This is a genomic window from Haladaptatus sp. AB643, assembly GCF_024136975.1.
In the GTDB taxonomy this organism is placed as follows: Archaea; Halobacteriota; Halobacteria; order Halobacteriales; family Haladaptataceae; genus Haladaptatus.
In genome coordinates this window covers 267,162-279,770 of sequence record NZ_JAMYJW010000003.1, presented here as the reverse complement: position 1 = coordinate 279,770, position 12,609 = coordinate 267,162, and the positions used below count along the sequence as shown (strand labels likewise).

Annotated in this window: 14 protein-coding genes; 3 read left to right on the top strand and 11 right to left on the bottom strand. The window is 62.3% G+C overall.

What is annotated here, in order from left to right:
- Positions 1-46 precede the first annotated feature (46 nt).
- From purM to NKF25_RS08480, 6 genes are all read right to left on the bottom strand, one after another.
- A complete protein-coding gene (gene purM, locus NKF25_RS08505; RefSeq protein ID WP_253226251.1) occupies positions 47-1,021 on the bottom strand; it encodes a phosphoribosylformylglycinamidine cyclo-ligase in 975 nt (324 codons plus the stop codon).
- 447 nt (positions 1,022-1,468) lie between these two features.
- Positions 1,469-2,113 carry a metalloprotease gene (locus NKF25_RS08500; protein ID WP_253226250.1) on the bottom strand — a complete coding sequence of 215 codons (645 nt, stop codon included), beginning with the start codon at positions 2,111-2,113 and terminating at the stop codon, positions 1,469-1,471.
- Positions 2,110-3,828 (bottom strand): TraB/GumN family protein, encoded by a 1,719-nt coding sequence (locus NKF25_RS08495; RefSeq protein ID WP_253226249.1) that lies wholly within the window; start codon positions 3,826-3,828, stop codon positions 2,110-2,112. Before NKF25_RS08495 ends, NKF25_RS08500 begins: the two co-directional genes overlap by 4 nt.
- 78 nt (positions 3,829-3,906) lie before the next feature.
- Positions 3,907-4,137, bottom strand: coding sequence for a HalOD1 output domain-containing protein (locus tag NKF25_RS08490; RefSeq protein ID WP_253226248.1), 231 nt, complete (start codon positions 4,135-4,137; stop codon positions 3,907-3,909).
- Between the two features lie 146 nt (positions 4,138-4,283).
- Positions 4,284-4,628, bottom strand: coding sequence for an ArsR family transcriptional regulator (locus NKF25_RS08485; RefSeq protein WP_253226247.1), 345 nt, complete (start codon positions 4,626-4,628; stop codon positions 4,284-4,286).
- Positions 4,629-4,674: 46 nt separating this feature from the next.
- The gene (locus tag NKF25_RS08480) at positions 4,675-6,285 is read right to left on the bottom strand and encodes a bacterio-opsin activator domain-containing protein (RefSeq protein WP_253226246.1); all 1,611 of its coding nucleotides are present in this window, start codon (positions 6,283-6,285) and stop codon (positions 4,675-4,677) included.
- 83 nt (positions 6,286-6,368) lie between these two features.
- Here NKF25_RS08480 and NKF25_RS08475 point away from each other — a divergent pair, with 83 nt between their 5' ends.
- Positions 6,369-6,848 carry an acyl-CoA thioesterase gene (locus NKF25_RS08475; protein ID WP_066146472.1) on the top strand — a complete coding sequence of 160 codons (480 nt, stop codon included), beginning with the start codon at positions 6,369-6,371 and terminating at the stop codon, positions 6,846-6,848.
- Positions 6,849-6,902: 54 nt separating this feature from the next.
- On the opposite strand, the gene NKF25_RS08470 is transcribed toward NKF25_RS08475, so the two are convergent.
- Together NKF25_RS08470 and NKF25_RS08465 are read right to left on the bottom strand one after the other, a co-directional pair.
- Positions 6,903-7,241 carry a hypothetical protein gene (locus tag NKF25_RS08470; protein WP_253226245.1) on the bottom strand — a complete coding sequence of 113 codons (339 nt, stop codon included), beginning with the start codon at positions 7,239-7,241 and terminating at the stop codon, positions 6,903-6,905.
- A 192-nt stretch (positions 7,242-7,433) separates the two neighbouring features.
- Positions 7,434-8,648, bottom strand: a complete 1,215-nt coding sequence (locus NKF25_RS08465; protein ID WP_253226244.1) for a DUF4397 domain-containing protein — start codon at positions 8,646-8,648, stop codon at positions 7,434-7,436.
- 173 nt (positions 8,649-8,821) lie between these two features.
- Between NKF25_RS08465 and NKF25_RS08460 the strand changes: the two genes are divergently transcribed.
- Positions 8,822-9,280: a hypothetical protein gene (locus NKF25_RS08460; protein ID WP_253226243.1), complete on the top strand. Its 459-nt coding sequence runs from the start codon at positions 8,822-8,824 to the stop codon at positions 9,278-9,280.
- Here the strand turns inward: NKF25_RS08460 and NKF25_RS08455 are convergent.
- Positions 9,277-9,654: a MaoC family dehydratase N-terminal domain-containing protein gene (locus NKF25_RS08455; protein ID WP_253226242.1), complete on the bottom strand. Its 378-nt coding sequence runs from the start codon at positions 9,652-9,654 to the stop codon at positions 9,277-9,279. The two genes, NKF25_RS08460 and NKF25_RS08455, sit on opposite strands and share 4 nt — an antisense overlap.
- Positions 9,655-9,739: 85 nt before the next feature.
- On the opposite strand from NKF25_RS08455, the gene NKF25_RS08450 reads away from it, so the two are divergent.
- Positions 9,740-11,407 carry a rhomboid family intramembrane serine protease gene (locus NKF25_RS08450; RefSeq protein ID WP_253226241.1) on the top strand — a complete coding sequence of 556 codons (1,668 nt, stop codon included), beginning with the start codon at positions 9,740-9,742 and terminating at the stop codon, positions 11,405-11,407.
- On the opposite strand, the gene NKF25_RS08445 is transcribed toward NKF25_RS08450, so the two are convergent.
- Both NKF25_RS08445 and NKF25_RS08440 read right to left on the bottom strand, forming a co-directional pair.
- Positions 11,404-12,033, bottom strand: coding sequence for an METTL5 family protein (locus NKF25_RS08445; protein WP_253226240.1), 630 nt, complete (start codon positions 12,031-12,033; stop codon positions 11,404-11,406). The genes NKF25_RS08450 and NKF25_RS08445 overlap by 4 nt on opposite strands.
- Before the next feature lie 49 nt (positions 12,034-12,082).
- Positions 12,083-12,481: a hypothetical protein gene (locus tag NKF25_RS08440; RefSeq protein ID WP_253226239.1), complete on the bottom strand. Its 399-nt coding sequence runs from the start codon at positions 12,479-12,481 to the stop codon at positions 12,083-12,085.
- Between the last annotated feature and the right edge of the window lie 128 nt (positions 12,482-12,609).

The following is a 12,609-nucleotide window of genomic DNA, read 5'->3' as shown; positions in this document are numbered from 1 at the left end:
AAGTTTGCCCCGACCGAATCCCCTCAGAACGAAACCCGTCCGGACGTCAGTTCAGGCTCAGGCCACGAATCTCGACGCTCTCGCCCTCTTCGACGGTGCCGATGATCCGGCCGTCCGTCTCCTCGACCAGCGATTCGGCGTCGTCCTCGGGAAGCGCGACGACGAAGCCGGTTCCCATGTTGAAGGTGCGGTGCATCTCCTCGTCGGAGACGTTGCCCTCCTCCTGTACGAAGTCGAAAACCGGCTGGACCGGGAACGGATCGGTGATTTCGTACTCGTGCTCGCCCATCCGCAGGAGGTTCGTCCATCCGCCGCCGGTGACGTGAGCGGCGGCGTGCACGTCACGTTCGCGGAGTGCGGGAAGCAGGTAGGTGTATAGCCGCGTCGGGGTGAGAAGCTGTTCGCCGACGGTACCCTCGCCGTCCGGGAATTCGTCGTCGTAGTCGTGATTCTTCGTCGCGGCTTTGCGGGCCAAGGTCAGGCCGTTCGAGTGGATGCCGTCGGATTCGAAGCCGACGACGACGTCGCCGACCTCGGCCTCGCCGGGGAAGATGGCGTCCTTCGGCGCGAGTCCGGCACAGGCACCCGCCAAATCGAGGCCGGAGATGACCTCGGGCATGACGGCGGTTTCGCCGCCGACGAGGGCGACGCCCGCCTCTTCGGCACCCGCCGCGAGTCCTTTGCCGACCTGTTCGGAGAACTCCTCCGTGGGTTCGTCCACGGCGAGGTAGTCCACGAACGCGACGGGTTCGACGCCGCTGGCCACGAGGTCGTTCGCGTTCATGGCGATGCAGTCGATGCCGACCGTGGAGTAGTCGCCCAGCGCCTCCGCGACGAGCAGTTTCGTCCCGACGCCGTCGGTCGCCAGCGCGAGATACTGGTCGCCGATGTCGAGCAGTCCAGCGTAGTCGGTCGTGTTGTCGATGTCCGAAACCGCGCCGACGAGGGCCGCCGTCGCCGCCTCGCTCGCGTCGATGTCTACCCCCGCGTCAGAATAGGTGAGTTCCTCGTCCTCGCTCATGGTGGAACGCGTGTCCCGGGTGAGTAAAGGTTTGCTGTTCGCGGGTTCGCTCACACGGACGGTTTCGATGAAGCTAGTCATTTTGAGATGGATTTGATGATTTTGTGAGTACAGTTACTGAGAAGCAGATCCCGAAAGCCCCTGTCCAGTCGCTACGAACAGCGGTGTTCAGATAATTTGTGAGTGCAGTTGCTGAGAGGTACACCGCTTCGAACGTTCCTGCTCGTTCGCTACGAGAAAACATTGCAACTACTTCTACGGCAACTACTGGAAAACAGACCGCCCGGAAAGCCCCTGCGAGCGGGCGGGGGCTTTCTGGGCCTTCTTCGTAGTCGCTGCGGTCGCAAAACCAGAATAGTCACGTCGTTGTGAGTGTGTGGGGGGGTTCAAGGTCGTATTCTCGCTAATTGCAAACCCGCCAAGCCCATCCCGTCATAACGAACCGCGTCACATCACGAACAAGCCGAACAGCGCCAGCAACACGCTCGGAATCAGCGCCGCGATGAAGACGACCGTACTCCACCGCTTCACCTGATTTCCGTCCAACGGTCCCCACGGGAGCATGTTGAAGCCCGCGAGGATGAAGTTGATCTGTGCGCCGCGGTAGCCGATGCGCGTGACGATGTCCGGCCCGACGAAGATGAGCGGGAAGAAACACACGCCGAGGACGATGTTCGTCATCGGTCCGGCCAGCGCGATGAGGCCGTTTTCGCGCTCCGTGACCCCGCCGGTGTGGTACACCGCGCCGGGTGCGGCGAACAGGAAGCCTGCGAGCGCGCCGACGATGGCGAACGCCAACATTCGGTAGTCGGCGCGGAACTCGGCCAACTGACCGAATCGAATCGCCACCACCTTGTGTGCCAACTCGTGGAGCAGGAACCCGACCCCCGCGGTGAGCAGCGAGACGCCGAACGCCTTCACGAACACCGACGTCGAAAAGGACACGCCGGGACGCAACAGCGACTGCCCGAATTCGGGGTCGAGAAACAGCGTGAACGCGACGCCGAGCGCAACCCACGCGACCAGCAGGTCGCGGATTTCTATCGGGCTGAACCGGACGCCCCCGCCGGTACTGTTCACACCGCCGCTCACGACAGCACACCCCAGATGATGTCGGCGCTGTTGTGCGCGCCCTGGACCATCAGTCGCGTGATTTCTGCGACGCCACCGACTTGCGGCCCGAGGAACGGCAGGACGACGAACGGGAAGAGGAACGTCGCGATCATACTCCCGATGTTCGTCATCGCCACGATGGCGATGAGTCGGAACAGCGGTACCTCGAGCATCTGGTTCATGATGTCCCCGAGGGGCAACTCCTCGTCGCTCATGATCTCGTTGAGTGTGGCGATGTCGGCGATGTTGACTTGCGTGTATTTCAGCTCCATGTAGCCCGAGAACCAACCGGGCGCGAGGAGCGGGTTGATGCTGGTCAACCACGCAATCGCGCCGCCGACGAGTGCGCTGACCCAGTGTGCACCGGCGAGTTTCGCCAGTCCGAAGGCGAAGATGCCGTTGAACAGGAACCACGCCGCGAACACCTCGATGAGGAACGTGTGTCGCACGCCCGCCATCGCCAGCAGGATGAAGAAGGCGAAGAACGCGACCGTGATGAAGTAGCCGAGCAGTTTGAACAGCGAGAATCGATTGCCTTTCTCGGTGCCGACCAGTGACTCCATCGGTGGAAGGGTACTCGGGTTGTCCAGATATCCCTGAATCCCGGCGCGGTGACCCGCGCCGACGACGGCGATGACGTCGTGGCCCGCCTCCCGAAGCGTGACGAGTTTGTGTGCGATGAACGCGTCACGCTCGTCGATGAGGGCTTCCGCGCCACCGGGTGAGAACCGACGGAACTCCTCCATCATCGCCGTGATCACGTCGCCGTCGGTCAGATCCTCGATATCGAACTCCTCGTCGAGTTCCTCCTCTTCGACGGGGGCGCTTCCGAGGAAGAACCCGCCAAGCATCCCGAGGACCATGCCGATACCGACGCCGATGACGAGCGACGTCAGGATTCGGAGCACGACCGCGCCGATTCCGGCGAGCGTGCCCGCACCGACGAGACTGATCGCGCCGACGCCCGCCGCCGCACCGGCGACGATTCCGAGCACCAATCCGCCGCCGAGCGCGAGGTCGATTCGTCGCGTCATCCCCATGGAGAGCGCGAGACTTCCGAGCACTAGTCCGGCGAACGCGCCACCCGCGAGGCCACCGACGAGTTGGAATGCGCCGGTTCCCGCGCCGAAGGTCAGTGCTCCGTTCAACCCGAGAAGCGGCGAGAGGAAGACGCCGAAGATCATGGCGAAGAAGACGCCGAAGACGGCACCACCGACGAGGCCAATAGTGAGCGGGTCGGTCACGCCGAGGGCGAGACTGCCCACCATTCGTAGCTTTTCGCGGACGCTCATCCGCGCCCAGAAGCGCTGAATCGTCATCTGAATGTCGCGGTCCACGAGTGCAACGCCGCTACCGTGCCGTTCCGCGGCCTCGATAGCGGCCTTCATGTCCGCACCGGGTTGGATGTCGAACTCCTCACCCATCCGCGCCTGCACGTAGGACAGCATCCAGTACGCCAAAAACTGAAAGACGGTGTTTCCGTGGAGTAAATCCGATGGGTCGAGGTCCTCCGCGACCTCGCCCTGCATCTGCCGGTATCGCCCCTCGTCGAGTTCGACGGCGACTATCTCCGGTTGATCCACCTCGATGGCTTCTTCGACTCGTTCGACGCTTTTTTCAGAGACGTGGGCCGTTCCGACTACTCGTATGTTTCCCTCGCCGCCTCCGGATGACGGCGGGCGCTGGTCGGTCATCACTCTCCGTACTCTCTCGCTATTTTTACCAGTATCGATGACAAGGCAATTTTTCTACGCGCTCGGCGGCGAATCGAACTAATCGGCGACGTGGACGAGGACGCGGCCCTGGCTCTCGACCACGACTTCGTACTCCTCGTACATAAACGAGATTTCACCTGTGACGGACCGAAGCTGGCCGTTACCACGGGGACCGAAGACGGATTCGAGGGCATCGACATCAACGACGTGGTGAAGCGGTGGTAGCTCTTCAGGTGATCGACCACTCACCGACGACATCGTCTCGACGATAGTCTGAACGAGTGTCATTTCGCCACCCCACGAGTACTGGGCCGACGCGACTGGATCGGATGTTCCTTTCAACACGGATTGATTCACTCATGGACATATTATATCGACTCGCATGCGATTATGCGTTCAATAGTTGAGTTTTTAAAAGGGGTCTGATATTGAGATTACTGCTGGACATCTCGTTCGACGACGTTCAACAGTTCGTTGTACTCGTCGGGGAAGTCCGCGAATTCGACTGACTCCCTCACTTGGTCCCAGTCGACGATTCCGACACGATCCAGCAACGGGAGATGAACGTGAACGAGTGCGATGTGTATGTGGTCGGCATCGCCGTCGAGGCGGTCGGCGAGGTCCATCACGGAAAGAGGGTCGTCTTCACGTCGCAGGAGAACGACCGCTTCGCGCCGAGTCGGTTCCGAGAACACCTTGAAGAGCGTGTCGAGAGAGGAAGGGGACGTCTCGTCCAATCGTACACCGTCGTTTTTCCTCGGCAGAGTATCGATTGTCATACCAGAGATCAACCACCGAACGGCATTGAGTGGGAAGGCTAAACGATTAGTCCCGATCCCGCTCGTCGAAGATTCCCGAGAGTACCTTTCGCTCGGCGAGTCTGAGGTGTTTGTGTAAGGTGGGCGGAGCGATGTCGAGCGATTCTGCGAGTTCCTCCCCGGTGCTCCCGCGTGGCCAGTCGTAGTACCCGGCTCGATACGCCGTCGTGAGGACCGTTCGTTGACGCTCGGTGAGTCGGTCTTCGAGCGTGTCGCGGAACCGGGCGCGCGTTTCCGTCGGCTGTTCGATCGTCTGTCGGGAGATGAGTTCGGAATCCTCGAACACACTAGTCATGGCTTTGACGACTTCGCGGACGTTGCCCGTCTCCGGCATGTCGACGGTAACGCGTGCGACCCCGTCCTCCGCAGTTGCCGACCGGATGATACCGCCGTGGTTCGTCAGCACTGAAAATGCCATCGGCTCGTCGTAGCGTATCTCCAGCAGGCATTCGTCCTCCCGCTCGCTGATCCCTCGAAGATGCGTGACGCCGAACTCCCGACAGAAGTCGAGGACACGCTCGGGATCGGCTCCCTCTATCGAGGCGTACAACAGCATGGCTCCGTCGGGATGCAATATCGCGTCCTCGAACCGAGCGACACAGTCCAACTCCTCCGAAATAACGGTGAAGAGGTATTCGTCGTCCGAGAACTGGAACGTCAGTTCGATGGTTCGGTCGCCCACGAGCGCCAACCGGGTTTTGACCGCCGAGAGCGCGTAGCCGACCATCTCACCGAGTTCTTCCAACACGTCACGCTCCGGACCCTCGAACGCGAACGGGCGGTCGGAGTACACGCCGAGGACGCCGTAAACGGTCCGGTCGTGGACCAGCGGAACGAACGCCATCGACCAACGACCGGTGTCCGAAACGGGACCCTCCCAGTCGTGCACTTCCGTCGTGGCGTCTCGTACGACCTGCACCGAGCGCGTTCTGGTCGCTTCCACGGCTTCACTGTCGGAATCGATGAAGTCGGTCTCTCGAAGGTTCTCGGCGTACTCCCCGTCGATACCCGCCCATACTTCGGGCGTGAGGGTTTCGAGTTCGGGGTCGAAACGGGAAATGAGCGCAAACCGATACGGTTCGGCGGCCGCGATGCGGTCACACACGGCTTGTTCGATCCCTTCGACCGTGTCCGCGCGGACGACGGCGCGGTCGATGCTTCGAACGACGGCGTTGATGTGGCGGAGTTGTGTCAGTTCGTCGCGCTGTGCCTTCAGCGCGGCGTCCCGTCGCTTTTTCCACGAGGTGTCGCGGGTGACGCCGACCGTGCCGAGGAACTCCCCATCGGACAGCACCACGGAAAAACGGATTTCACACTGGACTTCCTCCCCGCTCGCTCCCTGAAGCAACAACTCGGTCGTTCGAACTCCATCCGGGTCGCTCGACAGCAGATCCGCGATTTCGTCTTCGAGGCGTCGCACGTCGGCATCGTCCACGAGAAGTGAGACGTGTTCCCCGAGCAGTTCCTCGCGGTCGTAACCGGTCGTTTCGGTGACTGCGTCGTTGACCGCGACGAAGCGACCGTCGGGGTCGAGTTGATAGATCCCATCGCCGATGGCTGACACGACTTTTTCGGTCGCCAACAGTTTCGATTCCGGCTTCGTCCGCTCCCGGCTCATTGGGGTACTAGCGGTCGGCGACGCGCATAACTCTGGCGCGCAAAACTGGGACGAACTAAGTACGACGCCCGAGAAGTGGGCGTATGGCAGACACGGCGACGTTGATGGATTCGTACACCGAGATGACCGAACTGCTCCTGCCGAACGATACCAACAACCTCGACCGGGCACTCGGGGGAGCGGTGCTCCACTGGATGGACATCTGTGGCGCGATCTCGGCGATGCGATTCTGCGGGAACCAGTGTGTCACGGCGTCGATGGACCACGTGGATTTCATCTCGCCCATCGACCGCGGCGAGGTCGCCGTCGTGGAGGCGTTCGTCTTCGATACCGGCCGGACGAGCATCGACGTGAAGGTGGACGTGCACGCGGAGGACCCGCGCAAGGGGATCAACCGCGAAACGACGACGTCGTATTTCACCTTCGTCGCGCTGGACGACGACGGCAAGCCGACGCCCGTCCCCGAACTCGAATGCCCCGACGAAAACCAGCAGGCGCTTCGTGACACCGCCCGCGAGGAGCGTATCGAACAACTCCAAAGACTCGTCGAACGAATCGACTGAGGCGTGGTTTCGGTCGAGCGCCGTGATCGGAACCTGGAGAACGAAACGGGCGACTCAGTCGGGGAACTGGGTTCGCCGACGAGCCGAGCGGAACGCACCGACGCGTGAGAGGAGTCCGTCGGCGAGTACGACGATGGCCAGCGACGTCCCCGCAACCATGGCGAAGAGACCTCCGAAATAGACGCCAGAACTGGTGAAAACGGCCGAGTAGAACGCCCACAGGCAGACGAGCAAACAGGGGACGGCGAACAGTGCGAGCACCACGTTGACGGGCGTGGTGACGTACGCGGCTCGAATGACGATCAAAAACGCGAGCAGTAGCGGAAGCCCGACGAACAACGACAGCGATAGGATCGGTTCGGAAAGCGGGAGAACCGATGCGACCGAATGCACGAATCGTCCCGAGACGGGAACGAAGTCGAACACCCCGGTTACGAGCGCGGCAGTCAGTGCGATACCCGCCGCGACAGCGTACGGGCCGTATCCGATAGCTCGACGTCCGCTAATCTATCAAGTATCTTACTCAACGCATTTATTCTTATCCACGAGTGTGACGCCCACGAATCCGAAAAAACGGCGGATGGTCTACTTGCTGGTGGTCGTGGTAGTGGTCGTGGTGGTCGTGTTCTCCGCCATCGTCGTCGTTTGCGAGGTGGTCGTCGAGGCGGTCGTCGTGTTCGTAGGCGGTGTCGTACTCGTCGTGTTCATCGACGTGGTTTCCGGCGTGGTCGTCATCGTGCCTGTCGAACTCGTCGTTTGTGGCGTCGTGGATGTGGCTGTTGTGGCTGTTGTGGTCGTTGCGGTCGTCGTCGCTGTAGCCGTCGTCGGCGTGGTCGTCACGTTCCCCGCTGCCGTAAAGTCGGTGACGAGGATGAGGTCGAACGGCCTGTCCGGCGTCCCCTGCGGGACGAGGTCGTGGTCGACGTATCCCGCCGCGAACGCGGAGTAGGCGGTACTCTCGTTCAGCGTGACGTTGAACGTCTTGAGCACCGTTCCGTCGTCGTTCGCGGTCGCGGGACGGACCTCCAGCGTGTAGTTACCTGCCGGGACTTCCTTGTACGCCGTCGCGTTGCGGAACGACACGTTGTCGAACAACGTGGTGTTGGTCCCTTTGACGGTCACGTCCACCGGTCCCGCTCCGATGGCTTCGTGGACGAGGCGGACGGAGGCGTTCCCCTGTCCGGGCGCGGTGAAGTTGTCCTCGTACACGACCGGCTCGAACGCGTTATCACCGCTTCCCGAGAGCAACCCGGTCGCCGCGACGGTGTAGTTCGTGCCCGCGTCGAACGTCACGTTGTCCGAGGAAACGACGGTGCTCGGGTCGCCCGCGGCGGTGATCGTCACGTTGTGCTCGCCTGCCGGGAGACTCGTGTAGTCCGAGACGTTCCCGTAGGACAGGTTGGAGACGGCCGTCTCGTTGTCCACGAGGACATCGACCGGCGGTGCGTCCGGCGACATGTGCGCGACGCGAACCTGTGCGTTCCCCGTTCCGTTCGACGTCGTCGTTCGACTCGTGGCGGTCGTTTGGTTCGCCGTCGTCCGACTCGTGGTTTGGTTCGCGGCAGTCGTCATCGTCTCGTTCGCCGTCGTCGTGGACGTCGGTGCCGCAGTGGCCGTCCCGCCCATCGCAGTCGTCGTATTGGTTGTCGGTGTCGCGTACGTCGTTCCATTCCCCATCGTCGTTTGGCTCGTCGTCGTACCGCCGCCGCTGGCCATCGCCCCGATACCGGCGAACCCGGCACTGACAGCGAGTAGCGCTGCGACGAGCGTGACTCCGAGTGTGCGTGTCGTGTCCCTCATTCCGGATCGTTCGTCGGCAGGAACGTGGATAAATCTCCCAGACCGTCCACGCGTGTAACGGCTGTTTTCGGGGACGTAACTTCGATTTCCGGCGATTCGTCGCGGTCGAAATCCATACCTACCGTGCCGTCCCTGAAGGAACGCTTATCCGAGCACCCGTTCTATCCGGATTCATGGGACTCGACGTACCTGCCCCTGATCCGCCGACGCTTCAGGCCGAGATGGACGTTCAGGAGTACGATGACGTGTCGGTCGCGGGCGAGCGGGACTACCACCGCGACGAACTGGAAGACTTCCTCCGCGAGGGTGCGTGGGAGGAATCGTTCGACCAGTGGGCCGAACACACTGACCTGGAGGAACGCGAGTTCGAAACCGCGCTGGAGTTGGACCTCTTTTCGGAGTTCGACTTCTTCTGGGACGACTTCGCGAACCGCGTTGGCTACCACGCGCCGGGCATCCCCGAGGACTGGAAGGTCAGGGACATCCACCCGGACATCGACTCGTGGAACGCCGTCTCGTCTATCAACGCATCGCTGACCGAACTCGGACAGGTCGTCTGTGACGTCCTCGCGGAGAACTACGTGGACTGGGAAGCGGAGTTCGAAGCGCCCGACGACTTGCCGGACTTCTAATTCCTGAATATCACGCCGTCGATGTCGCCCGCGAGGACGACCTCGTCGTCCTCGTTCACACAGGCGAACGAGACGACCATCTCGTGACGCTCCGGACTCGAAACGATATCTTCGACCGTCGTCTCGCAGGTGATTTCCTCGCCGACGTACACCGGCCGTCGAAACTGGAACGTCATCTCCCGCGCGATGAAGTCCATGTCGCCGCCGATTTTCGTGGGTAGCGTCGCCGTCAGCAGGCCGTGAACCATCGGCGTCTCCCCTTCGACGTGATGTTGTCCCCGGTCGCCCGAGAGGTCGGCGAACGCGGCGACCTCTTCGTTCGTGAACGTCCGCGAGAAAGACCTCGTCTCGCCCTCCGTCGGCGTCGTTGTCATACCTCGATGTTCTCACGAACCGACCTAACGTTTTCCGCGGACGCGACCGGTCGGTAGTCGCGGCGACCGCGGACGTGTTCGTTTTATGGTATCGCGGTTACACGGTCCGAACATGGTGTCGCCGTTCGCTGGGTGGCCGATGCAACTCGGCCTGTTGCTCGGCCTGTTGGTTTCCATGGTCGTCGTCTGGGGATTGGACCGTCCGCGCGGACGGTGGGGGAGAACGCTCCGGAAACGGTTTCTCTTCGGAATCCCGTGGGGGACGGTCGTCAGCGTTTCGGGGGTCATCGCGGTGTATCTGTTCGTACAGGACGGCTGGAACCACTGGTACAATCCCGTAACCGTCGCGTTCGCGTCGTGGTCGTATCTCTACCCGCTCGGAATGCTGACGGGACCGTTTTCACACGTCGGGCCGAGCCACCTGCTCGGTAACATGACGAGCACGCTGGCCGTCGCGCCGCTGGCCGAGTACTACTTCGGCCACTATCCGCCGAACGACGGCGAAACGTCGTTCTCCTCGTGGCGGACGAACCCGTGGGTCCGGGCGTTCGTCCTGTTCCCGCTCGGCGTCGTCGCCATCGGACTCCTCACCAGCATCTTCTCGTGGGGTCCCGTCATCGGCTTCTCCGGCGTTTTCTTCGCGTTCGTCGGATTCGCGCTGGTTCGCTATCCGCTCGGAACAGTCATCGCACTCTCGGTGCAGACCGTCGTTTCGACCCTCTACTCCGCGTTTCACGACCCGCAAACGATCGCACACGCGACGACGAGTTTCTCCCGGCCGTGGTGGTACGGCATCGCCATCCAGGGTCACACGATGGGTTTCTTCCTCGGCGCGGTCGCGGGCGTCTATCTCCTCCGGTCGCGCGGCGTTCGACCGAGCGCGCTTCGGGTGTGGGCGGGTGGGTTCGTCGTCCTCGTCTCGTCGTCGCTGTGGGCGCTCTGGTGGTATCGCGGCATGGAGACGTTCGTCCTCTTTCGCGCGCTGGGCGTCCTGTTCGTCCTCACGCTGGCGACGCTGCTCGCGGTCGCGGTCCGCACGACGGACCAACGGACGTTCTCGCCGAGCGCGCGACAGGTCGGAACGGTACTGCTATTGATACCGATCATCATCATGGCCGGTGTCGCCGCCCCGTTGAACCTCACGACGGTCCATCGGAACAGGGCGGACGCCCTCGATACGGGTGTGACGGTCGGGGATTACACCGTGACGTACGCCGAGAACGTGCCGAACCGCAAGGTGTCCGTCATCGACGTATCGGTCGGCGGCGAGACGACCGACGTGAACACCAGCGGCGTCATCGTCATCAACCCGGATCGGGAGATATGGTCCCGTGAGGTGTCGAAGGGGCAACTCGCGTACGCTGGCGGAGCAACGGTCAGGGTCGGCGGCGTCGGGTGGGCGAAAACGGTGAAGGTGCGACGCACCGGGTGGACCGTCACCGGCGGCGGTGCGGCGTATCAGGTGTGGATTCGGTCGTCGAAGGGGCGGTGGAAGCACGTCTTCTCGTCCGACTCGGTGACGGCGAGTCCCGTCCTCGCCGGGAACAACGTGTCGATCGTCCCACGAAAGGGACGGTTCGTCCTGCGATTGTCGAAGAACAAGTCCACCGTCGGCACAGCGCCGATGCCGGGGAAAAACTCGACGGTGACCATCGACGGTATCAGGTTCACCCGGAAGAAGAACAACCATATCATCGCCGCCGTCAACGATTCGCGTATCGAAGTCGCCAAAAAAGAACAGTACGGCGGCTAACGCCACTCGATTCTGAAAACCTCGGCGTCGAGAACCGTCCGCTCCCGGCGCTGGAACTCGAACTGCCGCGAGAGCGGCAGTTCCGCGCGAAACGCGTGTGTCACTTCGGCGTCGGCGTCGTCGGCGAAGGATTCGACGAACCCCATACTTCCCTCGTTGTGAATCGAATAGGAGACGTCCGCGATGTCTGCGGTCGCTTCGAGAAATGCCCGGTCGGCGTGTTCGTTGCCTTCCTGTGCCCCGAACGGCGGGTTCATCAGGACGGTGACGGGGGAGTCCGAATCGACTGTGCAGAGCGGTACACGGGTCGCATCGCCCAGTAGCCAGTCGATAGAAGCGGACGGTTCGACCCGACGCTCGTTCTCCCGCGCTTGTGCCAACGCGGCCGAATCACAGTCGAGACCGACGACGCGCGCTGGCGAACGAGTCGCCGCGCCGATGGCGAGCATTCCGGTTCCGGTTCCGAGGTCGAGGACGATGTTCCCCGCGATATCGTGGTGAACGTCCGCGAGATGGACGAGGTGGGCCGCGAGGTCCGCGGGTGTCGGATACTGCTCCAACTCGACGCGTGGCTGGTCGAACGTGGAGACGGCAGAGAGACGTCGTTCCAGCGCGCGTTTTCCCATGATCGGGTGGACGCGGCGGGACGACGTAAGAGACAGGTTTTAGATCGGATCAGGCGTTCAGCGTCAGCGGGCCGTCCAGTTCGAGCGTGACGCCTTCACGGCGGGCACGCTCCTTCAGCGCGGCGAGGGACGGGCGGACTTTCGACTCGTCTTCGACGGTATCGAATTCGACTGTGACGATACCCGCGCCGATGAACGCGGCGGTCCGGATGTACTCCCGAATCCGGTCGGCCTCGTCCTGCGTGGCGAAGGAGCAGTCGGCGTCGAAGCAGGCTTGCACCGTCACTCCGGCCGGGACGAAATCGTTCGCGGCGAGTTCCGTCTGCAGGTCGCGCAGGTCGTCGCGCGAGGCCGGTAGCGCGGCCGCATCGAGGGTCACTGGGGTCTTGTCGGTGGGTCGGCAGCCTTCGATCGCGGTTTCGATCGTGGATGGACGAGTTACGCTCATGGTTACCACACAATACCTACTGGGAATACAAAAAGGTTTGTGTATGTCTAGTAGTAATCTCGGTTGGTCAAACGGGCGTTCGCCGGGTCAACCTCGACGTGAACCGAACGGCGATTTCCGTGTCGGAG

Coding starts and splice junctions, on each gene's coding strand:
- NKF25_RS08490 (WP_253226248.1), bottom strand. CDS start 4,137: ATGACACTCGTTCAGACTATCGTCGAGACGATGTCGTCGGTGAGTGGT.
- NKF25_RS08485 (WP_253226247.1), bottom strand. CDS start 4,628: ATGACAATCGATACTCTGCCGAGGAAAAACGACGGTGTACGATTGGAC.
- NKF25_RS08480 (WP_253226246.1), bottom strand. CDS start 6,285: ATGAGCCGGGAGCGGACGAAGCCGGAATCGAAACTGTTGGCGACCGAA.
- NKF25_RS08440 (WP_253226239.1), bottom strand. CDS start 12,481: ATGAGCGTAACTCGTCCATCCACGATCGAAACCGCGATCGAAGGCTGC.
- NKF25_RS08465 (WP_253226244.1), bottom strand. CDS start 8,648: ATGAGGGACACGACACGCACACTCGGAGTCACGCTCGTCGCAGCGCTA.
- NKF25_RS08495 (WP_253226249.1), bottom strand. CDS start 3,828: ATGACCGACCAGCGCCCGCCGTCATCCGGAGGCGGCGAGGGAAACATA.
- NKF25_RS08460 (WP_253226243.1), top strand. CDS start 8,822: ATGGGACTCGACGTACCTGCCCCTGATCCGCCGACGCTTCAGGCCGAG.
- NKF25_RS08445 (WP_253226240.1), bottom strand. CDS start 12,033: ATGGGAAAACGCGCGCTGGAACGACGTCTCTCTGCCGTCTCCACGTTC.
- NKF25_RS08450 (WP_253226241.1), top strand. CDS start 9,740: ATGGTATCGCGGTTACACGGTCCGAACATGGTGTCGCCGTTCGCTGGG.
- NKF25_RS08475 (WP_066146472.1), top strand. CDS start 6,369: ATGGCAGACACGGCGACGTTGATGGATTCGTACACCGAGATGACCGAA.
- purM (WP_253226251.1), bottom strand. CDS start 1,021: ATGAGCGAGGACGAGGAACTCACCTATTCTGACGCGGGGGTAGACATC.
- NKF25_RS08455 (WP_253226242.1), bottom strand. CDS start 9,654: ATGACAACGACGCCGACGGAGGGCGAGACGAGGTCTTTCTCGCGGACG.